This window comes from Mycolicibacterium gadium, assembly GCF_010728925.1.
GTDB lineage: Bacteria > Actinomycetota > Actinomycetes > Mycobacteriales > Mycobacteriaceae > Mycobacterium > Mycobacterium gadium.
Genome location: NZ_AP022608.1, coordinates 5,504,200 through 5,529,537 on the forward strand (window position 1 = coordinate 5,504,200; position 25,338 = coordinate 5,529,537).

The following is a 25,338-nucleotide window of genomic DNA, read 5'->3' on the forward strand; positions in this document are numbered from 1 at the left end:
TCAAGGCGCACCCACCACCTGTGAGTCGGCGAACTCCGCGTACTCCGGGCAATCCGTCAGCAGAGTGTCGTGGCTACCCACACCGAGGATCCGCCCGTTGTCGATGACGATGATCTGATCGGCCTGGGCGATTGTCGAAATACGCTGGGAGACAATCACAACTGTGGAACCGGCCGACTCCTCCCGAAGTGCGGCTCGCACCTGTGCGTCGGTTCGGACATCGAGCGCGGAGAACGCGTCGTCGAACAAGTAGACCGCGGGACGGCGGATCACCGCGCGCGCGATCGCCAGCCGCTGACGCTGACCTCCAGAGAAGTTGATGCCCCCCTGCGCGACGCGCATCTCCAGCCCGTCGGGGTGGGCGCGTACGAAGTCGTCGGCAGCCGCCACCTCGAGCGCGTGCCACATGTCGCTTTCGGTCGCCACAGTTCCCGGGGGCGCGCCGACCTGCAGGTTGTCTGCGACGGTCCCGGAGAACAGATAGCCCCGCTGCGGCACCACACCGATCGCCGTCCACAACTGTTCGAGATCGAACTCGCGTACGTCGATGCCGTCCACGCGCACCGAGCCGGCTGTCACGTCATACAGGCGGCAGATCAACGAAATCAACGTTGACTTGCCGGAACCGGTCGATCCGACGATCGCCGTCGTCGTCCCCGGCCGCGCGGTGAACGAAATATCCTGCAGTACCGGGCGCTCGGCGCCTGGATAGCTGAAAGAGGCGCCATCCAAACGGATCTCGCCCTCGATGGCCGCGGGCCGCACGGGGTCCTGCGGGCTGGTGATCTGGGGTTCGGTCGACAACACCTCCCCGATGCGTTCGGCGCACACCGACGCGCGGGGGATGAGGACCAGCATGAATGTCGCGAGCAGTACCGCCATCAGGATCTGCATGAAATAGGCCAGGAACGCGATCAGCGAACCGACCTGCATCTGGCCGGCGTCGATGCGCAGACCGCCGAACCAGATCAGCGCGACGCTGGAGATGTTGATGACGAGGGTCGTCGAGGGCAGCATCAATGCCTGCCAGCGGCCCGCCTCCAGTGCCGCTTCGGCGACGGCCTCGTTCGCTTCCGCGAATCGCTTGCGCTCGAACGTTTCCCGGGTGAAGGCGCGAATCACCCGGATTCCGGAAAGCTGTTCACGCATGACCCGGTTGATGCCGTCGATGAGTCGTTGCATGCGCCGGAAGATCGGCAACAGGTGCGACACCACCCAGTAGTTGGCGGCGGCCAGGATCGGCACGCTGACCAGAAGCAGCCAGGACAGGCCCGCGTCCTGATGTACGGCCATGAAGATTCCGCCGATCGACATGATCGGCGCGGTGATCAGCATGGTGCAGGTCAGTTGCACGAGCAGCTGGATCTGCTGGACGTCGTTCGTGGTCCTGGTGAGCAGTGACGCCGCGCCAAACCGTGCGGCCTCCTCGGCCGAGAACCCGGTGACGTGGTGAAAGATCGACGATCGGAGGTCGCGACCGAACCCCGCGCCCGCCCGCGACCCGAAGTACACCGCGCCGATCGCGCACAGCACCTGCAGTGCGGTGACCGCGAGCATCACGCCGCCGAGCTCGACAATGATCGGTAGATCGCCCTTGGCGACGCCGTCGTCGATGATCGAGGCGTTCACCGTCGGCAGGTACAGCGATGCCAGGGTGCTGATCAACTGGAGCAGCGCCACGGACGCAAGCAGCCACCGATATGGCCGCGCGTACTGTCGCAGCAGCGCCCACAACATGGGAGTTACTGTCGCATACCGCCTATCCGTCGTGGCCAGCAGTGTCACCTGAGAATTGGATAAATAGGCAGGTCAACCGGCCTGTCGGTGGTTGACCTTCTGACCTGCCGCTACAGTGCATGGCGTGACTCCCACGACGCGCGCGGCTCGGACGAGCCGAAACGCCAAAGCGCTGGCCGTGGCGGCCGCGGTGATGATCCCGGTGTTTGCCGCATGCTCGGATTCCGAGCCGACGAACCCGGGGGAGGTGCCGCAGAGTCAGGCACCTTCGGACAACGCGACCCACGGCCCCTTCTTCCCCGAATGTGGAGGGATCAGCGACCAGGAGGTGATCTCGCAGACGCGGGTCCCGGGTCTGGTGAACACTGCGAAGACGTCGGTGGGGTGTCAGTGGCTTGCCGGCGGCAGCATCCTGGGCCCGCACTTCTCGTTCACCTGGTTCCGCGGCAGCCCCATCGGTCGTGAACGCAAGACCGAGGAGCTGACCCGAGCCAGCGTCGAGGACATCACCATCGAGGGAAAGACCGGCTTCATCGCCACCGGTGACGATCCGATGCTCGGAACCAACCTGTGCGAGATCGGCATCCAGTTCGATGACGACTTCATCGAATGGTCGATCAGCTACAACGAGCAACCGTTCCCGGACCCGTGCGACGTCGCCAAGGAACTCACCCGCCAGTCGATTGTGAACTCCAAATGAGAATCGGACTTACCCATCAACGCCGGGGTGCCGCGCGCGCTGCTGCCGTGGCGCTGGCCGCGGTCGCGGTGCTTGCCGGGTGCACCAGCACCGTGGAGGGAACTGCGACCAAGTCGGGGTCCGGTGACACACCCCGCAACAACGACTCCGAACGGCAGTACCCGAATCTGCAGAAGGAGTGCGACGTCCTGACCGAGGACATCCTCGCCGAGACGGTCAATGCGGATCCCTTGGACATCCAGAGCACGTTCGTCGGGGCGGTGTGCCGCTGGCAGGCCGCGAACCCGACGGGACTGGTGGACATCACCCGTTTCTGGTTCGAGCAGGGCAGTCTGGCCAATGAACGCGAGGTGGCCGACCAACTCGAGTACCAGGTCGAGACCAAGTCGGTGGCGGGTATCGAGTCCATCGTGATGCGCCCGAACGATCCGAACGGCGCCTGCGGGGTCGCCAGCGATGCGGCAGGCGTGGTCGGCTGGTGGGTCAACCCGCAGAGCCCGGGCAGCGATGCCTGCGCGATGGCGCTCAAGCTGATGGAGCTGACGCTGGCCACCCGCGCCTGACTTACCGGGGCACGTGGAAGGTGACCAGCGTGGCACCGTTGAGCGCCAGCTGATCCCAGCGCTGGCCGGTTCGCAACACCGCGACCGAGGACGTCGGGAATTTCTCGGAGATGCGTTCGGCCGCAGTGCTGTTGCTGCCGTCAGCAGTGGCCAATCCGAGTGACACCGCAGACATCGTCGGCTCGTGCCCGATGACCAGCAGGGTGTTCACCTCGTGGTCGAATCGTGAGGCGACCCCGTTGATCTCGTCGATCACCACGCCGGGCGTCGCGTCGTAGAGGCGGTCGACGAACTCCGTCGGCGCTTCGATGCGGGTCCGTTCCAGCGTCTGCCGGGTGCGGGTGGCCGTCGAGCACAGCACCGCGTCCACCGCGGGCGCGTGCGCTCGCAGCCAGTCACCGGCCAGCGCGGCCTCCCGGATACCGCGCGGTGCCAGCGGACGTTCGTGATCGGCCACTCCCGCCGGGTAGTCCGACTTGGCGTGGCGGAGCAGCAACAGCGTGCGATAGGAGTCGCTCACCGTCTCACCGTAGAGGTGGCGCCACCACGGGGTCTACTAGGTGATGTAGTAGTCGCAGAGGTAAAGTGCGGCACGTGGGTACGCCAAAGTCACGGGCGCGCTGGCTGCGCGGCGCCCTGGTGGGTGCGTGCTCGGCCGTCGTCACGGTCGGCGCTCACACCGCCGCCGGCGGCTTCATACCGCAGGGCGGACGGCTCATCGCCTCGACCCTGGTGTGTGCAATCATCGGCGCCGTCCTGGCCGCCGTGCCACTCGAAGGCCGCCGCGGCAGGCTGATCGGCGTGGTCGGTGCACTCACCGTCGCCCAGTCGCTCGGTCACCTCACGTTGATGGCGTCGGAGCCACATCATCACCACGGCGGCACCTTCGGAGTCACCCCCTTGATGGCCGCCGCGCACCTCGCGGCCGCCGTGCTGCTCGGCGTCGCGATCACGTCCGTCGAATACCTCTATGTTGTTTGCTCGTCGGTCCTGTCGTGGCTGTCGCTGACGCTAATTCATCGCGGTCGTCCATCTGCTGCGGTGTGGTCGGTGAACCCGGTCGTGATGCTTTCCGACCAACCGCGATCCGGACTGAGAATGCGAGCGCCACCGCTGCTCGCGTCCATCCACTAAAGCGACATCGTCTGAATGTCGTTCGCCGCTGCTGCGAATCGACGTCAGAGCCTTCACGGATCTCCTCACGCGCGCTCTTGGCGCCGTGTGCGTGCGAGCATCCGCCATTGACCGTATTGCACCCCCATTCACCGACACGTCGATCGGGATGGGCGCGCAGCCGTTGGTTTGGAGAACACAACTCCCATGACTACGACGTCCGGACACGAAACCAGTGACGCAGGCGCCGGACTACGACAGGCGTCGAGTGATCTGGAGGGGACGCGGCGCCGGCGCGGTGTGAGGGCGCTGGTCTTACGCCTGCATTTTTATGCGGGGCTGTTCGTCGGTCCGTTCCTGTTGATCGCCGCTGTCAGCGGCGCCCTGTATGCGATCGCCCCGAGCGTGGAGCAATTCGTGTACCGAGACAATTTGGCGGCCCAGAGCACCGGTGCAGCGCGACCTGTCGCCGAGCAGATTCGATCTGCCCAGGCGGTGCGGCCCGATCTGCTCGTGACCGCGGTTCGTCCTGCGGTCGAATCCGGACAGACCACGCGCGTGCTCTTCGAGGATCCGACCCTCGGCGAGTCGGAGCGTCGCGCGGTGTTCGTCGATCCGGTCTCCGCCCGACCACAAGGGGATCTGGTGGTCTACGGCAACAGCGGAGCTCTGCCGATGCGAACGTGGATAGATCAGCTGCACCGCAGCCTGCACCTAGGCGACGTGGGGCGCGCCTACAGTGAACTTGCAGCGTCGTGGCTATGGCTGATAGCGCTTGCCGGGGTTTACCTTTGGGTCAGCCGCTACCGCCGGATGTCGGACGCCGATTCCGAGGACGCCCGACTACTCACCGTTGCGCGTTCAGCCAGCGGTCGGCAGAGGACCCTGAGTTGGCACGGTGTGGTCGGACTGTGGATTGCAGCCGGGCTCCTTTTCCTATCGGCGACAGGACTGACGTGGTCGCTGTACGCGGGAGAGAAGATCACCGAGCTGCGCGCCGCGCTGTCCTGGACGACACCCACGGTTTCGACCGTCTTGGATGGCAGCAACTCAGGCGCGCACTCAGAAGAGACCGCTCATGGAGACCACGAATCCGCGTCGAGCCGAACACGCGATGCGCATTCAGCAATTCACGTCGATCAAGTTGACCGCGTCCTGCAGTCGGCGCGTGCTGCCGGCGTGGGCGGACACGTCGAAGTCACCATTCCGGACGCGCCTGGCACCGCCTACACCGTCGTGCAAACCCGACAACCGTGGGTGATGTCGAACAACAGCGTCGCTGTCGACGGCGCGACCGGAAAGGTCACCGACATAATGTGGTTCGCGGACTGGCCCCTAGCGGCGAAGTTGGCGGCATGGGGCATACAACTGCACATGGGGCTGCTGTTCGGCCTTCTGAACCAGCTCGCACTTGTCCTCCTGGCAGCAGCGCTTGTATCGGTCATCGTGCGCGGCTACGTGATGTGGTGGCGGCGTCGACCGACGCGCGGCCGCCGATTCGGCGGGCGGCCGCCAAAGCGCGGATCCATCAGAGGTTTACCTGCTGCCGGTGCTATCGCCATCGGAGCCACTGCACTTGTGATCGGCTGGTGTATACCGCTTTTGGGGTTGAGTCTGCTCACCTTTCTGCTCGTTGACCTTGTGGTGAGCGCCGCGAAGCGAGTGTCGGGTCAGCGAGCCGGGTCCGCCGACGAACGAGAGTCCCGGACAACGGGCGACCAGAGAGGTTGAGCAATGCGAACAAACACGACCATCGTCATCCAGCCCAGGGAGTATTCGTGAGTACATCGACTGTCGCCGCCCGTCGCCGCGAATCCGCCGTTCTGCGACGAGTCTGGGGCCTGCACTTCTGGGTAGCCCTTTTCGCCGCACCGGCTCTGGTGGTTCTCGCGTGTTCTGGACTCGTCATCCTTTACACCCAGCCGTTGAACGATTGGCTCAACCGCGATCTCTACGTCGTCGCGGAGGGCAAGGAAACCGTTCCGCTCGACAAGCAGATCGCCGTGGCTGAGGCTGAGGTCGGCGGCGACTACACCCTCGACGCCGTCACGCCACCCGCCGGCCCGGGGATGTCGACACGCGTCGATTTTCTGTCTCCGGATGCCCTTGAATATCCCGACGCCGAAGCCAACCTCACTCAGGTGTTCGTCGACCCGTATACCGGGCGATATCTGGGACAGCGCAGTGAACTGTCCGGCCTGGTCGGGTGGGCCAATCAGCTGCATAGAATGTTCGGCAACGACGGGCCGCAAGTCCATCTACCGTCACTTGGTCATTTGATCGCGCCCTCGGCGTACCCCGACGCCACGATTCCCGTTGGCGTAGGGAACCTTTGGATGGAGCTCACTGCCGTATGGATCCTCGTGCTATTGGCCAGCGGCATCTATCTGTGGTGGCCGAGAGCAATCGAGGCAACGAAGCCGCTGCTGAAGATCCGCTGGCGGAAGGGCGGACGGATTCGATGGCGTGATCTACATGCGCTCACCGGAGTCGTGATCGCTGTCATCCTCATCTGTTATGTTCTCTCGGGCTTGACCTGGTCGCGCTACTGGGGTGAGAACTGGCGCGCATTCTCCGGCACGGTCGCGCCGTCGACTGAAATCGATGCCCCCTCGACACCAGCCGTGATGGGCGACTACGACCGGCTCGGCCGCCGCATCGCCTGGGCAGCCACCGACGATCCGGTCTACGCATCGACAGTCGACGGCGCGGTACCCGCCCGACTGTCGTTCGCCGACATCGATCGGCTTGCGAAAGGCGAGAAGATGGTGCCCGGCTACGCCATCATCCCGCCCTCGGACATCACCGAAAACGGAGAAACGGTGTACGGCAGCTACACCGTCGTCAACGCATGGCCACAGAAGCTTTCGGAACAGCGCACGCTCTATCTGAACCAGTTCACCGGTCGGACGATCGCCAATGCCACCGCTGACCAAGATGGAGCGCTCTCACGAGCGACCAGCTTCGGTATCGCGATGCACATGGGCAACCAGCTTGGGGTGTTGACCAGGATCTCGGCAACGATCGCCTGCCTGGGCGTGCTCACCAGCGTCGCGACAGGGCTGTTGATGTGGTGGATCCGCCGTCCCGCAGGCCGCGCGGGGCTGCCCGGGCGGGTGGGCGTCGCCGGCGCCGCACCTCCCAAACGTGTGGTCATAGCGGTTACCGCGGCTGCAGTGGTACTCGGGGTGCTGTTTCCAGTCTTCGGCGTCTCGCTGCTGCTGGTGCTCGCCGTCGAGGCTGTGCTCGCTCGCCGGGACCGATCGCGAAGCGCCGGAGAGCAGGTGCAAGCAGCCGATGACGTCGGCGAAGGCGACGAGGTGCCGGCTGGGGCATTGCAAGAAGCCGACACCCCCAATGAGGAAAGTAGATCACTTGTTTGACAACAGGATTCGTATCGCGCTCGGTGCCGCTCTCTCGGTCTGCACGATGCTCGGCACCGGCTGTTCGGATTCCTCGGGCCACCGCAGGGAGCTGATGGCGTCGACTGTCACCGTCGAGAACCAGTGGGCGAGCTCGGCAGAGACGGGGATGGCCGCGGTGTTCGGCACGTTCTCGAACACGGGCGACCACGAGGCCCGCATCGTGTCCGGTGAGTCGGCGCTGGCCGGCCGGGTCGAGGTGCACGAGGTTGTCCCGGATGGATCGGGTGCAATGACGATGCGTCCCAACGCGGATGGGCTTGTGATCCCCGCCGGTGGCTCGCGCGAGCTGATCCCCGGCGGTGACCATCTGATGTTGATGGACATCAAGGAACCGCTGCAGCCGGGTGCCGACGTGACGATGTCCGTCGTCTTCGAGGACGGATCGACCCTTCCGATGACCGCGCAGATCCGCGACTTCGCCGGTGCTAACGAGCAATACACACCGGGCGGCACCGGATCCGGCGGAGGGCATCACTAGCCATGGGTGGGAATCCGCTGTTCAATCGGCGGCGCCTTCTGACCGGGGGCGCCGCCGCATTGGCCGCCGGAACCGCAGTCACTCAGTGCAGCGCAGCGCAATCCGCCACTCCGACAGGTGGATTCGACACCGTGGTCGAACCGTTTTGGGGTCGGCACCAGAGCGGCGTCGCGACACCGCCGCAGGCGCACGCGTTGTTCGTCGCGCTCGATCTGCTCCCGCAGGGCGGTCGAAGTGCTCGCGACACGCTCACTGCCGTCCTGAAGCTCTGGACATCGGACGCGGCGCGGCTCACCCAGGGCGATCCGGCGCTGGCCGACACCGAACCCGAGCTCGCGCTGCGGCCCGCCCGACTCACCGTCACCGTCGGACTCGGGCCCTCCGTTTTCGACCGTGTGGGGCTGGCGCACCTGCGACCGGAACCGGTCACCGAACTGCCCAGCTTCAGCACCGACCTGCTGGAGCCGGCATGGCGTGGCGGAGACCTGTTGTTGCAGATCTGCGCCGACGATCCGATCGTCATCGCGCACGCGGGCCGGGTGCTGCTGAAAAACGTCCGCTCCATGACCCGCCAACGCTGGCGGCAGAATGGCTTTCGCAACGCCCACGGCTCCAACCGGCCGGGCGGCAGCATGCGCAATCTCATGGGGCAGGTCGACGGGACGGCGAACCTGCATGACGAGCAGGCCTTCGATCGCCATGTGTGGGCGGATGGTGCCGCCGCGCCGTGGTTCGCCGGCGGCACGGTGGTCGTCATCCGGCGGATCCGCGCCGAAATGGACACCTGGGACGAACTCGACCGTCCCAGTAAGGAACTCACCGTCGGGCGGCGCCTGTACACCGGTGCTCCGCTGACCGGTCGAAAGGAAACCGACGAGCCCGACCTCGGCGCCACCGTCGACGGGATACCGGTGATCCCGCCGAATTCCCACGTTGCGCTGGCCCGGCACCGCACCGATGACGAGCAGTTCCTGCGCAGGCCGTACAACTACGACGATCCACCCCGCGACGGCCGCACGACCGACAGCGGGCTCATCTTCGCCGCCTACCAGCGTGACCCTGCGCGACAGTTCGTCCCGGTACAGCGTCGCCTCGCGGCCGGCGACGCCCTCAATCGGTGGATCACCACCGTCGGATCGGCCACGTTCGCGATACTTCCGGGCGTTCCGGCACCCGGCGGATTCCTGGGGCAGCCGCTGTTCGAATCCCGGGGATGAGCGAGGACTGCTGATACACGGGCGCAACGAACCCGCCACGTCTTTGTAGCGGCGCCGACATAGCTTCGCGAAATGAAAGCCCTGTCGCATCCAGCGCTCCAAATCGGTGTTGCCGCGGTCGCCGGACTCGCCTTCGGCCTGATCGCAGGCGAGTGGGCGGCGAATCTGAAATTCGTCGGTGACATGTTCATCCGACTGATCCAGATGTCGATCGTGCCGCTCGTGATGGCCTCGGTGATCGTCGCGACCGGTTCGATGACCGGCGCAGGCACCGGCAGAATCGCGTTCCGCACGTTCAAATGGATGTTCGGCTTTTCGATCGTTGCCGCCATCCTCGCTTGGGTGCTCAGTGTCCTCATCCGCCCCGGCAGCGGTATCGAGTTCAGCGGCGAGGTCGACTCGTCGCTTCAGGAGTCCGCCGGAGAAGCGCTGGGGTGGCAGGACACCTTGCTCAACTTCGTCTCCAAGAACATCTTCGAAGCGATGTCGAGCGCGACGATGGTGCCGATCATCGTGTTCTCACTGCTTTTCGGCGTGGCGTTGCGCAACCAGATGACCAAGACCGGCGACAACAGGGTGCTGACGTTCATCGACCAGATCCAGCAGATCGTGCTCACCATGATTCGACTCGTCATGTATGCCGCCCCGATCGGGGTGTTCTGTCTGCTGGCGGCGCTGGCCGGCGACGTGGGCTTCGCCGTCGTCACATCGGCGCTGAAATACCTAGGGGCAACGCTGGCCGGTGTCCTCATCCTCTTCGCGTTGTTCGTTGTCGTCGTCACGCTGCGCACCCGGCTGAGCCCGTGGAAACTGCCGGGCAAGCTCGTCGAGCAGACGGCGATCGCCATCACCACGACGAGTTCGGCGGTGACGTTCCCGACGGTGCTCAAGAACACCGTCGAGAAGGTCGGCGTCAGTCAGAAGGTCGCCAACTTCACGCTGTCGGTCGGTCTGACGATGGGCTCCTACGGCGCTGTCCTCAACTACATGATCGTCGTGATGTTCCTCGCGCAGTCGGGCGACATCGAACTGAGTTTCGGCGCCATCGTGCTCGGCATGGCACTGGCCATCCTCCTGAACATGGGAACGATCACCGTCCCCGGCGGCTTTCCGGTGGTGGCCACGTTCCTCGCGACCTCTTTGGATCTTCCGCTCGAGGCGGTCGGATTGCTCATCGCCGTCGACTGGTTCGCCGGGATCTTCCGCACGTTCCTCAACGTCAATGGCGATACCTTCGTGGCCATGCTGGTCGCGAACGCCGACGACGAGATCGACCGCGAGGTCTACAACGGGACAAGGACCGTGGTGGCCGAGGAAATCGAGCTCGCGGACTATCAGGACGTGCTCACCCGCGCAGATCAAGCCGACTGACGGGGCTCGCCGCGCCTCACCGGACATGTCGGCGGCCGGACCTACACTCTCGATGCCTGGCAAACACCGGTTCGATGCGCGGCTCGCCGCGCGTGAGTGGAAGGGAATGGGCCGAGATGCGATTCATACACACCGCCGACTGGCAGCTCGGCATGACCCGCTACTTCCTCAACGGTGAGGCGCAGCCCCGCTATTCGGCCGCGCGCCGCGATGCGGTGGCCGCTCTGAAGGAACTGGCGGCCGGTACCGGAGCCGAGTTCGTGGTCGTGGCGGGCGATGTGTTCGAGCACAACCAACTCGCGCCAAGGGACGTCAGCCAGTCGCTGGAAGCCATGCGCGCCATCGGTGTCCCGGTGTATCTGTTGCCGGGCAACCACGACCCGCTGGATGCCTCGTCGGTCTACACCAGCCCGCTGTTCGTCGCGGAGTGCCCGGACAACGTGACGGTCCTCGACCGGTCCGGTGTGCACGTGGTGCGGCCCGGCCTGGAGCTCGTCGCGGCGCCGTGGACGTCCAAGGCCCCGTGCGCGGACCCGGTGGCCTCCGTACTCGACGACCTGCCTGCCGACGGAACCGCCCGCATCGTCGTCGGCCACGGCGGCGTCGACCTCTTCGTTCCCGATAAGGACCGGCCGTCGCTGATTCGGCTGGCGGCACTGGAAGCAGCCATCGCCCGTGGTGCCGTACACTATGCGGCGTTGGGCGACAAGCACTCTCGTATGCAGGTCGGTTCCACCGGACGTATCTGGTACTCGGGTTCGCTGGAAGTGACCAACTACGACGACATCGAAACCGATCCAGGTCACGTGCTGGTGGTCGACCTCGACGAAGCCCATCCTGACGCCCCCGTGCAGGTCCGGCCCCACACGGTGGGCCGGTGGCGGTTCGTGACGCTGCGCCGCTCGGTGGACGACAGCCGGGACATCGCCGACCTGGACCTGAACCTGGATCTGATGCAGGACAAGGACCGTACCGTCGTCCGAATCGGGCTGACGGGTTCGCTGACGGTGACCGACAAGGCCGCGCTCGATGCGTGTCTGGACAAGTACGCGCGTCTGTTCGCCGCACTTACCGTGTGGGACAAGCAGTCCGACATCGCAGTGACACCCGCTGACGGGGAGTTCGACAACCTTGGAATCGGCGGATTCGCGGCGGCCGCGGTCGACGAGTTGGTGACCGCGGCAAGGTCCGACGGCGATGACGCCGACGCTGCGCGTTCGGCGCTGGCCTTGCTGCTGCGCCTGGCGGACAGGGGAGTGGCGTGAAACTGCACCGCATGGTCTTGACCAACTACCGCGGCATCACGCACCGCGAGATCGAGTTCCCCGACCGCGGCGTGGTGGTCGTCAGCGGTGCCAACGAGATCGGCAAGTCGTCGATGATCGAGGCACTGGACCTGCTCCTGGAATCCAAGGACCGTTCGTCGAAGAAAGAGGTCAAGCAGGTCAAGCCGGCGCACGCTGACGTCGGCGCCGAGATCACCGCCGAAATCTCCACCGGCCCTTATCGGTTCGTGTACCGCAAGCGCTTTCACAAGCGGGCCGAGACCGAGTTGACGGTCCTGGCGCCGCGGCGCGAGCAGCTCACCGGCGATGAGGCGCACGAGCGGGTTCGGGCGATGCTGACCGAGACCGTCGACACCTGTCTGTGGCAGGCCCAGCGCGTATTGCAGTCCGCGTCCACCTCGGCGGTGGACCTTTCCGGCTGCGACGCGCTGTCACGTGCGCTCGACGTCGCCGCGGGCGAGGCCCGCGGCATGTCGGAGGCGCAGCCCGCGGCCGGTAACGGCACCGACGCGTTGCTCGTCGACCGGGTCGAGGCCGAATACCTCGACTACTTCACCCGGACCGGTCGTCCCACCGGACAGTGGGCCGCCGCGACGAATCGCCTGCGCGCCGCCGACCAGGAACTGGCCCGGTGCGCGGCTGCGATGGCGGAGGTCGACGACGCGGTCCGGCGGCATGCCGAGCTCACCCCGGAGGTCGAGCGGCTGACCGCCGAACGCGTCGACGCCGAGAAGCAGCTCGTCGCCGCCCAGACCGCAGCAGAGGCTGTCGCCGCGCTCGCCGGCCAGCTCAAGCAGGCCGAGCAGGTCGCATCCGCCGCGGACGCGATCCGCGCCACGTCGGTCGCGGCGGTCAGCGAGCGGCGCAAGCTCGCCGAACAGATCGATGGGCGGGCCGCCGCCATCGTGGAACTCGAAGCGTCGGCCGAAGCCGCGGCGCAGGAGCTGGCCGCCGCCGCCGAGGTACAGCAGGCGGCCGAGGTCGTGGCCGAGCAGGCGCGGACGGCGATGGCTACCGCCCAGGTGCGCGCCGAGGCGGCCCGCCGAAACGTCGACCAACTGGTTGCGCGCGACGAAGCCGACCGGGTGGCCTCGCTGCTGTCCAAGATCGCAGGGGCGCAACGCGATCTGGAGCGCACCGAGGCCGAGCTTGCCGACATCGCGCTGACGGCCGAGGGCATGCGGGCCATCGAGACCGCGAAGTCTGCGGTTGATGTGGCAACGGGTCAGGTCGAGCTGATGTCGGCGCATGTCGAGTTGGTCGCGATCGGCGACATCGAGGTGCGCCTTGGTGGCGAATCGCACACCCTTGCCGCGGGTCAGACGTTGTCGGCGGGCATCAGCGCGCAGACCGACATCGAAGTTCCTGGTGTACTGACCGCGCGCGTGGCGCCGGGCGCACCGGCATCGGAGATGCGCGCCAAACTGGCTGCTGCTCAAGAGGTTTTAGCGGCAGCCTTGGCGGCCGGCGGTGTTTTCGATCTCGCCGCCGCGCGTGATCTGGATCAGCGCCGGCAACACTTGACGACGGCCCGGGATCGACTGGCCACCCGGATCGAGGCACTGTCCGGCGACGGATCCGTCGATCAGCTGCGCATCAGGTTGGCCGAGTTGACCGCGCGTCAACCCGCTACCGCTGATCTGTTCGGCATCGACCCCGATACCGCTCGTGCCGAGCTCGACGCGGCGACGGTCGCGGTGGCGCACGCCATCGCGGAGGGGGACAAACACCGCAAGGTCGCCGAGGCGGCGGCAAAACAACTGGGGGAGCGCGAGACCCGCGTCGCGCTGGTGTGCGACAAGCTCGTCACCGAACAGGGCCAGATCATGCTGGCGCGTGAGGAACTCGCGCGACAGCGCGCGACGGCCAGCGATGCGGAGCTGGCCGTCAAGGCAGGGGCACATGAGGAGGAGGCGCGTCGCGCGAGCAGCCTCGTCGCTGAGCTCCGCGAGGAGCTCGCCGGCGCCGCACCCGAAGCTGTCGCCGCCGCGCTCCGCGATGCCGCCTGTCGCGCCGAGATGGTGAGCCGCGCCCACAACGAGGTGGTCGAGGCGCTGCGCGAGGTCAAGACGCAGCTGAAGGTCTACGGCACCCAAGGGCGCAAAGGGCAACTGGACGCGGCTGAAACCGAACGTGAACACGCCGAGGCCGACTACGCGCGGGTTCAACGCCGGGCCCGTGCCGCGGAGCTGCTGCGTTCGGTGATCACACGTCATCGCGACGCCACCCGGCTGCGCTACGTCGACCCGTTTCGAACCGAGGTGGAACGGCTTGGCCGGCTGGTCTTCGGCACCAGCTTTGAGGTCGAGATCGACAGTGACCTGAAGATCTGTAGCCGCACCCTGTCAGGTCGCACGGTCCCCTACGAGTCGCTGTCCGGCGGCGCGAAGGAGCAGCTGGGCATCGTCGCGCGGCTGGCCGGTGCGGCGCTGGTGGCCAAGGAGGACACCGTCCCAGTGGTGATCGACGACGCACTGGGATTCACCGACGCCGATCGCCTCGTGAAGATGGGTGAGGTGTTCAACGCGGTGGGCGGTGACGGCCAGGTAATCGTGCTGACGTGCAGTCCGCAGCGCTATGCCGCGATCGACGGCGCCCATCACATCGCGCTGACCACCTAATCCGCGCGAGTGGCACCCATGGGGCCGCAGGAACCATAGACTCCGGCGGGTGGACGCCGACTACATCGTTGTGGGAACGGGCTCTGCCGGATCGGTGGTGGCCAATCGTCTGAGTGCGGATCCGGCCGCTGCGGTCGTGGTGCTCGAGGCCGGGCCCAAGGACAAAGACAAATTTGTTCACATCCCCGCGGGCTTTGCCAAACTGATGCGCACGCCGATGGACTGGGACTATCTCACGGAGCCGCAGAAAGAGCTCGACGGGCGTGAGATCTATTGGCCGCGAGGCAAAATGCTCGGCGGTTCCTCGTCGATGAACGCGATGATGTGGGTCCGCGGATTCGCCGCCGACTACGACGAGTGGGGTGCGGCCGCCGGCGAGCAGTGGAGCTACGCCCGCCTGGAACCCTATCTGCGCCGTATCGAAAGCGGCCCGCTGTCGATCGCTCGTCAACGAAGCCCCCGGTCGTCCACGGCCGCATGGCTGAAGGCCATCCAGGAATGCGGCTACCGCGTCGAAGAGCCCAATCAAGATGAGCCGCGGGGTTTCTGCGAAACCCGCGTCACACAGCGCCGCGGGGCGCGGTGGAGCACCGCGGACGCCTACCTGAAGCCTGCGGTCAAACGTCCGAACCTGACGCTACTGACCGAAGCCACTGCCACCAAGGTGCTGTTCGACGGGCAACGTGCCGCCGGGGTCGAGTTCGAGAAAGACGGACGCAAGCAGGAGGTGCGGGCAAAACGCGAGGTGGTGCTGTGCGGAGGCGCGATCAACAGCCCGCAGCTGCTGATGCTCTCCGGAATCGGTGACCGCGACCAGCTCACCGAACACGGCATCGACGTGGTCGCCGAGTCACCGGACGTCGGCGCCAATCTGCTCGATCACCTGGTGGTGCCGCTGGGATTCGACGTGCCCAACGACACTCTGTTCGCGGCAGAGAAGCCGCTGGAACTGCTCAACTACTTGATCCGCAGACGCGGCATGCTCACATCCAACGTCGGTGAGGCGTACGGCTTCGTGAAGAGCCGCGCCGATCTCGAATTGCCGGATCTGGAGCTGATATTCGCGCCGGCACCGTACTTCGAGGAAGGCATCGGCGACCCGTATCCGGGCCATGCGGTCGTGATGGGCCCGATCTTGGTGAAGCCGTACAGCAGCGGCACCATCACCTTGCGCTCCTCGAATCCCAAAGACAAGCCGATCATCGATCCGCGGTACCTGACCGATCCGGCCGGCGCGGACCGCGACGCGCTGATGGCCGGCCTTCGGATGTGCGCGACCATCGCGAAGTCGCCCGCGCTGAAAGGCATCATCGGCAATATCGCCCGACCGCTGAACGCCACGAACCTCGACGACGAAACGTTGGACCGCGCGCTGAACTCGTTGTCGCACACGCTCTATCACCCCGTCGGCACCTGCCGCATGGGTGGTGACGACGCCAGCGTCGTCGACCCGCAGTTGCGGGTCCGCGGGGTCGAGGGGCTGCGGGTCGCGGACGCATCGGTGATGCCGACGATCATCCGCGGGCACACCCATGCGCCCAGCGTGCTGATCGGCGAGAAGGCCGCGGAACTCATCCGCTCCTGAGCGCTATGTGGGAGAGTCGGGCTGCGAGCTCATGGCCTTGCGGGCCGCACTCGTCAGCACCTCGGGGCCGGTCCGTAGCGCCTTGCGCCACGGTGCGACACCGTCGATTTCGATCTCGATGGTGATGCTCAGCACCGTCCTGATGAGGACGATCATCCCCAGAACGGCGGCGTCGGTGAGCGACGGCGTCGACGTCACGGTCTTGACGATGTCCGCCGCGACAAGCAGCTCGAGGCCGAGAAGAATTGCTCCACCCAGGGATTCCCGCAGCGTCTTGAACGCACGACCACCGTTTTTGGTGCGCCTCCAGGTGATCAGCGAAAGTCCGAACGCGAACGCGAACCCGATGATCATCGACAGCACACCCAGGACTTCGAACGCCTGCGTCGCCCGCTCGAAGAATTCCTGTGTTCGCACGCTGCCTCGGCTCCGGTGGGTTGTTCGATTCGTCCCGCGACTCTATAGAACCCGGGCGCGCAACGGGCAGAATGTAGAGCGATGACCATGAACGCCAGACGCCGGCGCGCGCACGACAAACTCGCGGCGCTCCCCGGTGTCCGCGCCGTCCGGCGGCCGGTGCGCAGCGGCCAGGGCGGCGCAGATGACGAGTTCGACCTGTACTACGTGCGCGCCGGGCGGAAGTCTGCTCGTCCGCTGGTCGTCATCCCGGGTGGTCCCGGCGCGGCATCGGTCGCGCTGTACCGGGGCTTCCGCCGTCGCGCGGCCGCTCAGGGCCTGGACGTTATCATGGTCGAGCACCGCGGTGTCGGCCTGTCCCGTCACGACGATCGCGGCGCCGACCTCCCGCCGGAGGCGTTGACGATCGGCCAGGTCGTCGACGACGTGGCAGCGGTGCTCGACGATGCCGGCGTCGACAAAGCGGTCGTCTACGGCACCTCTTACGGCACCTATCTCGCAGCTGGATTCGGCGTATGCCATCCGCAGCGGGTGCACGCCATGGTCCTCGACTCACCTGTGCTGTCCGCCCAGGACATCGACGCGGTCCGCGAGGCGGCCCGCAGCCTGCTCTGGAACGGTGAGGACCCCGAGACCGCAGACCTGGCGCCCAAGGTGCGACGGTTGGTCGGCGACAACCAGTTGACGCCGGCAGCCACCCAGCTGGCGATCGCCGTCTACGGCCTGGCCGGACCCGCGCTGCTGCGGCGCCAACTCGATCTGCTGCTGACCGGCAAGCACTGGCTGTGGTCGGGCATGGCCCACGCCACCCGGCTGGTGCTGGAGCGCAAGGCGCCATACCGAAACGAGCCCGACCTCGTCAACCGCATCGCGTACCGCGAGCTGAACTATGGCGCGACACCGGACGGTAAGCCGTTCGACCCCGCCGTCGCCTATCGCGAAGCCGACACAGGCACAACAGAATTCGATGCCGAGCCCTTCGATCTGGTCGCCCAGATGCCGAACTTCACCTGGCCCACGGTGGTGATCTCGGGAGGTCGTGACCTGATCGCGCCGCCGACGGTGGCACAGCGGGTCGCGTCGCTGATCCCGAACGCGGTGCTGGTCAACCTGGCGACCGCGGGGCACAGCATCGTCGATCTGCGCGAAAGCGCGGCCCTGGACATCGTCAAGGAGATCTACGACGGCACATTCCAGACGCTCCCCGAACGCGAGGCCGCGCTGGATTCGAAACCCGCTGGACTCAGCGTGCGCGCTTTGATCTGGGGTATCGAGGCGGCGGCAGCCCTCGAATCGGCGGTGCCCGCAGCGATTCCCCGAACCGTGCGCAGGGGCGCCAGCTTTTGCGTCTGAGTGGTCGGTAGTTGTCAGTGGTGTGCCGTAGGAAGGGAGGTATGAATCTGGGCAAGCGAGTTGCGCAGAACCGTGCCGAAGGTGCCCTAGCGACTGGTGAGACCGATGACCCGGTGGTGGCGACCTGATGGCCAGATTCGAGATACCCGATGGCTGGTGCATTCAGGCGTTTCGGTTCACGCTGGACCCGACCGAGGAGCAAGTCCGGTCATTGGCAAGACATTTCGGCGCGCGGCGTAAGGCATACAACTGGACGGTTGCGGCGCTGAAAGCTGATATTGATGCGTGGCACGCTACCGGCGTCGAAACATCGAAGCCGTCTCTTCGAGTGCTACGGAAGAAGTGGAACACGGTCAAAGACGAGGTCTGTGTGGACGTCGAGACCGGGACGGTGTGGTGGCCGGAGTGCTCGAAGGAGGCCTACGCCGACGGCATCGGTGGCGCGGTGGACGCGTACTGGAACTGGCAACAATCCCGCTCGGATAAGCGGACCGGCAAGAGGGTTGGGTTCCCGCGGTTCAAACGCAAAGGGTGCGATGCCGATCGGGTAACGTTCACGACCGGTGCGATGCGGATCGAGCGCGACCGGCGTCACCTCACGATTCCGGTCATCGGGACCGTCCGTACGCAGGAGAATACGCGTCGGGTTGAACGTCTCATCGCGAAGGGCCGGGCGCGGGTGCTGGCGATCAGCGTACGCCGCAACGGTACCCGCCTGGATGCGAGTCTGCGGGTGCTGATTCGACGACCCCAACAAGTCAGCGTCGCGTCACCTGGTTCGCGGGTTGGTGTCGATCTCGGGGTCCGGCGCCTGGCCACGATCGCCAACGAGGTCGGCGCAGTGCTCGAACAAGTGCCCAATCCGCGGCCGCTGGATGCGGCGCTCAGAGAGTTGCGGCACGCCAGTCGGGCTCGGTCGCGCTGCACGAAAGGCTCACGGCGCTACCGTGAGTGCACCACCCAGATTTCCCGGCTGCACCGCCGGGTCAACGATGTCCGCACCCATCACCTGCATGTCCTGACAACACGATTGGCCAAAACCCACGGCCGGATCGTTGTCGAAGGTTTGGACGCGGCGGGGATGCTGCGGCAAAAGGGACTTGCCGGTGCCCGCGCCAGACGGCGTGGACTTTCGGACTCGGCCCTGGGTACCCCGCGCCGGCACTTGTCCTACAAGACGGGCTGGTACGGATCCGCACTGATGGTCGCCGACCGTCGGTTTCCGTCGTCGAAAATTTGCCACGTATGTCGGCATGTGCAGGACATCGGCTGGGCCGAGAACTGGACCTGCGATAGTTGTTCGGTCACCCACCAGCGTGATGACAACGCCGCCATCAACCTCGCACGCTACGAGGAAACTTTTAGGTCGTCGGCCCAGTTGGGGCCGCCGTTAAGCGTGGAGCCGACCGTAAGACCGGGCCCGGCCCGGCTGGTGGCCGTGAAGCGCGGAAGGGACGCAGCCTTAAGGCTGCCGAACAACCCCGAGACGGGGTGCAAGTAGCGTGATCACTAAAGATCACTCACTTGCAACGGCTACTTCATGAAACCGATCGTCGCGTAGTTGGCGTCGGCGAGGCCGAACGCGCCGAAGTTCGCCAAATTGCTTCGCACCGCGACGTTTCCGGTGGACTGTGTCAGCGGAAGGCTGAAGACCTCCTCGAACAGCAACTTGTCCAACTCGTTGGCGAGCGTGCGGGCTTTCGCGGGATCCAGTTCGCTCACCGTCTCCTCGATTTTGGCGTCGATCGCCGGGCTGCTGATGTTGCCAAAGTTACTCTCCGCGCCCGTGCGGTAGATCTGGGTCAGGCTCGACAGCGGGAAAGCGTCACCGCTCCATGAAAATTGGGCGATGTCGAAGTTGCCGACCGTGACGTAATCGGTGAAGAAGCCCGCCGCAGGCCGGATGTCGAGTTCGAGCTTGACGCCGATCTGGGCGAGATTGTTCTGCGCGATCTGGGCATACTGCCTCGTCCCGAGCGAGTCGAAGAGCACGTCGCGGATGACCAGCTGCTTACCGTCCTTCTCGCGGAACTGGCCGTTCATCCGCCAGCCCAACGCATCCAGTTCCAGCTTCGCCTTTTCGGGGTCGAAGGCGACGACGCCGCTGTTGTCCTGGTAGCCCTCCTGGCCGGCGACGTAGATGTGGTTGTTCAGCGGCACCGGGTTGTCGGCGAGCCCCCGCTGGACCACCGCGGCAATGGTGTTGCGATCGATGCCTTGGGCGACGGCGCGTCGCAGTGCTGGATCCGCCAGGATCCGGTCCGGGGATCCGTTGAACGTGAAGTGATACCAGCCCAGCCCGGGGGCGCGGCGGATGGCGACGCCGTTGGTGCGCCTGGCGATCTCCATCTCGTCGAGTGTGGCGAGGCCGGTGGCGTCGATCGTGTTGTTCTGCAGTGCCGGGATGCGCGCGGCGTCGTCCAGGATCAGGTACGTGATGCTGTCCAGCAGCGGTGCCTCACCCCACCATTTGGGGTTGCGCGTCAACGTGATCCGCTTCGCGCCGCGGTCGAGATTGGAGATCAGGAAGGGCCCCGCCGATGGGCCCGGCCCGTTGAGCTGCGCTCGGTTGAACGCCTCCGGGGTGGCCGTCGAACTTTTCGGCAGCAGCATGGTGCTGCCGGCGAACATGCCCTTCCAGTCGGACCAGGGTTTGGAGAACGTGATGACGGCCTGTCGATCGTCGACGCCGCGTTCCACCTTCTCCACGCGATCGCTGCCGTTGGTGGCCGCGATCGCGAAACCTTTGTCCTTGCCGCTGGTGGCGTTGATCTGGGATTGAAGGTCCTCCCAGGTGATCGGGGTCCCGTCGCTCCACACCGCTTTGGGGTTGATGGTGTACGTGACGACCTGAGGTTCGGTGCTCGTCAGCTCCACGCTGGTGAAGTAGTCGGTGTTGACGGAGGCCGAGCCGTCGGCGCCGATCCGGAATGCCCGCGGCATCGTCGGGCGTTCGATCGATGCGACGTCGCCGGTGTTGCCGTCGATATGAAGTGAGTTGAAGTTCGGCGGGAAGTCGTTGAGCGCCAGCCGTAGGTTGCCGCCCTGCTTCAGGTTAGCGACGTCCTGAGGGTTGACGTCATTGGTGCTGCCGACTTCTGCGGATCCGCCCGCTGATGGCGCCTCCTGGTTGCTGTCGGAGCAGGCGGTCAGGGTCAGGGCAGCGATCAGAGTTGCCATGCCCAGGGCCTGAGTGATGCGTCGGAGGCTCATGCCGCCGACTCTAGCGGCGATTCACCTCTGGTTGCGGAACCGCGGCAAGCAATCGGCGGGTGTACTCGTGTTGCGGGCTGCTGAACACCTGGTCACCGTCGCCCTGCTCGACGATGGTGCCCTTGTACATCACCGCCACCCGGTGGGCCAGATGCTTGACCACGGAAAGGTCGTGGGACACGAACAGGTAGGACAGCCCGAACTGCTGCTGCAGGTCCAGCAGCAGGTTGATGATGCCCGCCTGGATCGAAACGTCGAGCGCCGAGACCGGCTCGTCGAGGGCGAGGATCTTGGGCTGCAGCGCCAGGGCACGCGCGATACCGATGCGCTGCTTCTGTCCACCGGAGAACTCAGCGGGGTAGCGCGCGGCGTCCTCCCGTCGTAAGCCCACGATACCGAGCAGCTCGGCCACCCTGTCGTCGATGGTCTTCTTGTCGAAACCGTTGGCGCTCAACGGCTCCGCGAGCACTTCGAACACCGGCAGCCGTGGGTCCAGCGAGGCCACCGGGTCCTGGAACACCGCCTGCAGATCGCCGCGCAGGGCACGGCGGGACCGTGAATCGAGTGTCGCGACGTCGGTGTCGAGCACCTCGATCGAACCCGACTGCGGCGCGGTCAATTCCAGGATCTGATGCAACGTGGTCGACTTACCCGAACCGGATTCGCCGACGATGCCGAGCGTGCGGCCCTGCTGAAGTTCGAAACTGATGCCGTCGACCGCGCGCACCTCGCCGACCTGCCTGCGGAACACCACACCCTTGGTCAGCTTGTACGTCTTGACGAGGTCCCGGACCCGCAGCACCACACTGGGGTCGGCATCCTCATCGGCGGCGTCGGGAGGTTCGGTGGACACGCCGTAGATCTGCGCCGCACTGCGTCCGGCCACCTCGTCGGTGCGGATGCAGGCGGCCCGGTGGTCAGGTGCGATCTCGAGCAGTTCCGGTTCGTTGGCGCGGCAGTCGTCGATGGCGAGTGGGCAGCGCGGCTCGAACGGGCAGCCGGGCGGTAGCGCGGCCATCGCGGGCGGGGCGCCCGGTATCGGCACCAGCCGCGCCCCCCGCGCCGCGTCCAAGCGAGGCACCGATCCGAGAAGCCCTGCGGTGTAGGGCATTCGGCGGTTCTGGTACAGCTCGTCGACAGAAGCGATCTCGACTGGCCGTCCGGCGTACATCACCAGGGCACGGTCCGCGAACTCGGCGACCACCCCGAGGTCGTGGGTGATGATCAGGACGCCGGCGCCGGTCACGTCGCGCGCGGTCTTGAGCACATCGAGGATCTGCGCCTGCACCGTGACGTCCAGTGCAGTCGTCGGCTCGTCACAGATCAGCAGATCGGGATCGTTGGCGATCGCGATGGCAATGACCACGCGTTGCCTCTCGCCGCCGGACAGTTCATGGGGGAACGCCCGGGCCCGCTGATCCGGCTGGGCGATACCGACCAGATCGAGCAGTTCGACGGCGCGAGCCCGGGCCGCCCGCCTGGTGGTGTCACGCTGGTGGATCTCGATCGCTTCGGCGATCTGATCGCCGACCGTGTAGACGGGCGTGAGCGCCGACATCGGGTCCTGGAACACCGTGCCGATGGTCTTGCCGCGAATCTGCGACATCTCCTGATCGGATAGCCCGATGAGCTCGTTGCCCTGCAACCGAACCGAACCCGACACCGCGGCGTATTCGGGCAGCAGGCCGACGACGGCCATCGCGCTGGCCGACTTGCCTGCACCCGATTCGCCGACGAGCGCGACGATCTCTCGGGGATCGACGTGAAAGTTCATCCCCCGCACCGCATTGACGACGTCGGTGTCGGTGGGGAAGGCAACCGTCAGATCGCTCACCTCGAGCAGGCTCACTTGCGTGCCCCCCGCCGCCGCAGAGCTTTACTACCGGGGTCGAGCGCGTCGCGCAGGCCGTCGCCGATGAGGTTGGCGCAGAAGATGATCAACACGAGCGCACCTGCGGGGAACAGGAACAGCCACGGGAAGGTCGTCGCCGACGGGGTGCCACTGGCGATGAGGGTTCCCAGCGACACGTCGGGCGGCTGGACACCGAAACCGAGGTAGCTCAGCGCTGTCTCGGCGAGGACCGCGATTCCGACGTTCAGCGCGGTGTCGATGATGATGATGGAGGCGACGTTCGGAATGATGTGACGCAGGATTATCCGCGTGTTGCTCACGCCCATATACCGTGCGGCCACGACGAACTCGCGTTCACGCAGGCTCATCGTCATACCGCGCACGATGCGCGAACTGATCATCCAGCTGAAGACAGACAGCAGAACGATCATCCAGAGGATGTCGCCCTTGGTGCGCTGCACGACGATGGTGACGAGCAGGAAGCTGGGTATCACCAGCATGAGGTCGACGATCCACATCAGGGTGCGATCGCGCCAGCCGCCGAAGTAGCCGGCGATCGTCCCGACCGTGGCTGCGATGACCGTGGAGATGAACGCGACACAGACACCGATGAGCATCGACTTCTGCATGCCACGTAAAGTCTGGGCCAACAGGTCCTGGCCGAGGGCGTTGGTGCCGAACCAGTGATCGGTGCTCGGCGGCTGCTGCAGCGCGAAGTAATCCAGATCGCTGTAGCTGTAGGGCAGTAGCGGCGGCACTGCGTAGCAGCCGACGAACAGAAGGACGAGTATCGCGATCGACACCACCGCGGGCTTGTTGCGCACGAACCGCCGCAGGACCAGAGTCCGCCTCGAGGCGAAGGACGCGACATCGGTCATGTCACACGCACCCTCGGATCGAGTGCGGCATAGATGATGTCCGACAGCAACCCGGCCAACAGGACCGTGACGCCGGCGAACACGACGATGGCGGAGATGATGTTGATGTCCTGTGTGTTGAGGCCTTGGATGAACCATTCGCCCATGCCGTGCCATCCGAAGATTTTCTCGACGAATACCGCGCCGGTGAACAGTCCCGCGAAACTATAGGCGAACATCGTCGCCATCGGGATCAGCGCCGTGCGCAGCCCGTGCTTGAAAAGTGCTCTCCGACGGGTCAATCCCTTTGCCCGCGCGGTGCGGATGAAGTCCTGGCCGAGCACGTCGAGCATCGCGTTGCGTTGGTAGCGGCTGTAGCCGGCCATCCCTCCCAGTGCAAGGGTGAGCGTCGGCAGCACGAGATGCTGGAGACGATCGACGAACTGGTTCCATGCACCACCGACCGCGTCCGGCGATGTCTCGCCGGTGAACTCGAAAAGTTGAACGCCCACCGCCGAGTTGATGCCCAACGCCGACAGGATCAGCAGAGTGGCCATCACGAACGACGGAGTGCTGATCACCAACAATGACAGCGCGGTGATGACGCGGTCGCTCACGCGGTACTGACGGATCGCGCCCCACGCGCCGATGACCACGCCGGCGACGGTGCCTATCACCGAACCGAGGACCAGCAGTCGAAGACTGACACCGACACGGCGCCACAGTTCGTCGGTCACGGGCTGGCCGGCGATGGTGGTGCCGAAATCTCCGTGGAGGACGCCGGAGGCCCACAGGCCGAACTGAACCAGCAGCGGCCTGTCGAGATTCAGCTCGACCCGCTTCGCTTCGATGACCGCTTCAGGCGGTCGCGGGTTGCGACTCAGGAGGTTCTCGAGCGGGTCGAACTGCCAGGCGGCCAGAACGTAGGCCACGAACGATGCCAGTGCCAGCAGCACGAGGTAGTTGAGCAGCCGGCGCGCGAGAAAGCGCGTCATCCGCCCGGTCCGCATGTGCGCTGCATGCGCACAGGTTATGAGATTCGGGTGGCCGACCTTTGGACAACTCACACGTGGCGGTCAGCGGGTCTCCAGATTCGGCGCGTTCACTGGTGGTCACCTGCAGTTATTCGGAGGTGGCCGCAAGGAAGGGGCGACCGGCAACATCAGAGGGGCAATGTGACATGGATGATCAGCACAAGAGCAAATCCCGCGCCGATCTGAGGCTGTGTGCAGCCATGATCGGCGCCAGCGCGGTCTTCGCGATGGCCGCGATCGGCGTGATGGTCGCAGAGGAGCACACCGGTGACCCGGTGGCGAAGTCGTCGTCGATGACCGTCGGCGCGACGAGTACGCAGACCACACCGTCCAACGCGCCCGCCGTCGCGATGGCCAAGCCCACCATGAAGGGCCCAGCACCGCTGCCGTCCGAGGAGGAGGCCGCAAAGTAGGTCGTTTCACGCCTCTCCACACCGGTTACCCAACAGTGGCAAGGGTCACCGAGGACCCTTCAGCGCACTGTTCGACGAGCCGCGACGAGGTGGCTCCCGACGA

The 25,338-nt window shown here is 65.7% G+C and carries 21 protein-coding genes; 14 read left to right on the top strand and 7 right to left on the bottom strand.

Annotated elements, in window-relative coordinates; translation table 11 throughout:
- On the bottom strand, positions 1-1,737 hold the full coding sequence (locus G6N36_RS27150; RefSeq protein ID WP_163689810.1) for an ABC transporter ATP-binding protein: 1,737 nt from the start codon (positions 1,735-1,737) through the stop codon (positions 1-3).
- 115 nt (positions 1,738-1,852) lie between these two features.
- On the opposite strand from G6N36_RS27150, the gene G6N36_RS27155 reads away from it, so the two are divergent.
- Entirely contained in the window at positions 1,853-2,437 is a 585-nt protein-coding gene (locus G6N36_RS27155) for a DUF3558 domain-containing protein (protein WP_163689812.1), read from the top strand.
- Positions 2,434-3,000, top strand: coding sequence for a DUF3558 domain-containing protein (locus tag G6N36_RS27160; protein WP_163689814.1), 567 nt, complete (start codon positions 2,434-2,436; stop codon positions 2,998-3,000). Before G6N36_RS27155 ends, G6N36_RS27160 begins: the two co-directional genes overlap by 4 nt.
- Position 3,001: 1 nt before the next feature.
- Here the strand turns inward: G6N36_RS27160 and G6N36_RS27165 are convergent, their stop codons facing one another.
- Complete coding sequence (locus G6N36_RS27165) at positions 3,002-3,520, bottom strand: SixA phosphatase family protein (RefSeq protein ID WP_163689815.1); 519 nt, start codon at positions 3,518-3,520, stop codon at positions 3,002-3,004.
- 74 nt (positions 3,521-3,594) lie between these two features.
- On the opposite strand from G6N36_RS27165, the gene G6N36_RS27170 reads away from it, so the two are divergent.
- The 9 genes from G6N36_RS27170 (at position 3,595) to G6N36_RS27210 (ending at position 16,096) form a co-directional block, all read left to right on the top strand.
- Positions 3,595-4,134 (top strand): hypothetical protein, encoded by a 540-nt coding sequence (locus tag G6N36_RS27170; RefSeq protein WP_235690192.1) that lies wholly within the window; start codon positions 3,595-3,597, stop codon positions 4,132-4,134.
- A gap of 186 nt (positions 4,135-4,320) precedes the next feature.
- Entirely contained in the window at positions 4,321-5,844 is a 1,524-nt protein-coding gene (locus G6N36_RS27175; protein WP_163689817.1) for a PepSY-associated TM helix domain-containing protein, read from the top strand.
- A gap of 47 nt (positions 5,845-5,891) precedes the next feature.
- Positions 5,892-7,496, top strand: a complete 1,605-nt coding sequence (locus G6N36_RS27180) for a PepSY-associated TM helix domain-containing protein (RefSeq protein ID WP_163689818.1) — start codon at positions 5,892-5,894, stop codon at positions 7,494-7,496.
- On the top strand, positions 7,489-8,016 hold the full coding sequence (locus G6N36_RS27185; protein WP_372512255.1) for a copper chaperone PCu(A)C: 528 nt from the start codon (positions 7,489-7,491) through the stop codon (positions 8,014-8,016). The genes G6N36_RS27180 and G6N36_RS27185 overlap by 8 nt, the downstream gene beginning before the upstream one ends.
- A 2-nt stretch (positions 8,017-8,018) precedes the next feature.
- The gene (locus tag G6N36_RS27190) at positions 8,019-9,233 is read left to right on the top strand and encodes a Dyp-type peroxidase (RefSeq protein WP_163689820.1); all 1,215 of its coding nucleotides are present in this window, start codon (positions 8,019-8,021) and stop codon (positions 9,231-9,233) included.
- A gap of 72 nt (positions 9,234-9,305) precedes the next feature.
- Positions 9,306-10,604 carry a dicarboxylate/amino acid:cation symporter gene (locus G6N36_RS27195; RefSeq protein ID WP_163689822.1) on the top strand — a complete coding sequence of 433 codons (1,299 nt, stop codon included), beginning with the start codon at positions 9,306-9,308 and terminating at the stop codon, positions 10,602-10,604.
- Positions 10,605-10,720: 116 nt separating this feature from the next.
- Positions 10,721-11,869, top strand: coding sequence for a metallophosphoesterase family protein (locus G6N36_RS27200; protein WP_163689824.1), 1,149 nt, complete (start codon positions 10,721-10,723; stop codon positions 11,867-11,869).
- Positions 11,866-14,511 (top strand): AAA family ATPase, encoded by a 2,646-nt coding sequence (locus G6N36_RS27205; protein WP_163689826.1) that lies wholly within the window; start codon positions 11,866-11,868, stop codon positions 14,509-14,511. Before G6N36_RS27200 ends, G6N36_RS27205 begins: the two co-directional genes overlap by 4 nt.
- 49 nt (positions 14,512-14,560) lie before the next feature.
- Entirely contained in the window at positions 14,561-16,096 is a 1,536-nt protein-coding gene (locus G6N36_RS27210; protein ID WP_163689827.1) for a GMC family oxidoreductase, read from the top strand.
- 3 nt (positions 16,097-16,099) lie between these two features.
- Here the strand turns inward: G6N36_RS27210 and G6N36_RS27215 are convergent, their stop codons facing one another.
- On the bottom strand, positions 16,100-16,513 hold the full coding sequence (locus G6N36_RS27215) for a DUF1622 domain-containing protein (RefSeq protein ID WP_163689829.1): 414 nt from the start codon (positions 16,511-16,513) through the stop codon (positions 16,100-16,102).
- An 81-nt stretch (positions 16,514-16,594) separates the two neighbouring features.
- Between G6N36_RS27215 and G6N36_RS27220 the strand changes: the two genes are divergently transcribed.
- Both G6N36_RS27220 and tnpB read left to right on the top strand, forming a co-directional pair.
- Positions 16,595-17,866, top strand: a complete 1,272-nt coding sequence (locus G6N36_RS27220) for an alpha/beta fold hydrolase (RefSeq protein WP_163689831.1) — start codon at positions 16,595-16,597, stop codon at positions 17,864-17,866.
- Between the two features lie 127 nt (positions 17,867-17,993).
- The gene (gene tnpB / locus G6N36_RS27225) at positions 17,994-19,367 is read left to right on the top strand and encodes an IS607 family element RNA-guided endonuclease TnpB (protein WP_235690193.1); all 1,374 of its coding nucleotides are present in this window, start codon (positions 17,994-17,996) and stop codon (positions 19,365-19,367) included.
- A gap of 32 nt (positions 19,368-19,399) precedes the next feature.
- Here tnpB and G6N36_RS27230 read toward each other — a convergent pair whose 3' ends face one another.
- Genes G6N36_RS27230 through G6N36_RS27245 form a run of 4 tightly spaced genes read right to left on the bottom strand, consistent with a single transcriptional unit; the run spans position 19,400 to position 24,783 of the window.
- Positions 19,400-21,079: an oligopeptide ABC transporter substrate-binding protein OppA gene (locus tag G6N36_RS27230; protein ID WP_163689833.1), complete on the bottom strand. Its 1,680-nt coding sequence runs from the start codon at positions 21,077-21,079 to the stop codon at positions 19,400-19,402.
- Positions 21,080-21,089: 10 nt separating this feature from the next.
- Positions 21,090-22,928: an oligopeptide ABC transporter ATP-binding protein OppD gene (locus G6N36_RS27235; protein WP_163689835.1), complete on the bottom strand. Its 1,839-nt coding sequence runs from the start codon at positions 22,926-22,928 to the stop codon at positions 21,090-21,092.
- Positions 22,925-23,809 (bottom strand): oligopeptide ABC transporter permease OppC, encoded by an 885-nt coding sequence (locus G6N36_RS27240; RefSeq protein WP_163689836.1) that lies wholly within the window; start codon positions 23,807-23,809, stop codon positions 22,925-22,927. Before G6N36_RS27240 ends, G6N36_RS27235 begins: the two co-directional genes overlap by 4 nt.
- The gene (locus tag G6N36_RS27245) at positions 23,806-24,783 is read right to left on the bottom strand and encodes an oligopeptide ABC transporter permease OppB (protein ID WP_163689838.1); all 978 of its coding nucleotides are present in this window, start codon (positions 24,781-24,783) and stop codon (positions 23,806-23,808) included. Before G6N36_RS27245 ends, G6N36_RS27240 begins: the two co-directional genes overlap by 4 nt.
- 185 nt (positions 24,784-24,968) lie before the next feature.
- Between G6N36_RS27245 and G6N36_RS27250 the strand changes: the two genes are divergently transcribed.
- Entirely contained in the window at positions 24,969-25,235 is a 267-nt protein-coding gene (locus tag G6N36_RS27250; protein WP_163689840.1) for a hypothetical protein, read from the top strand.
- The last annotated feature ends 103 nt before the right edge of the window (positions 25,236-25,338 follow it).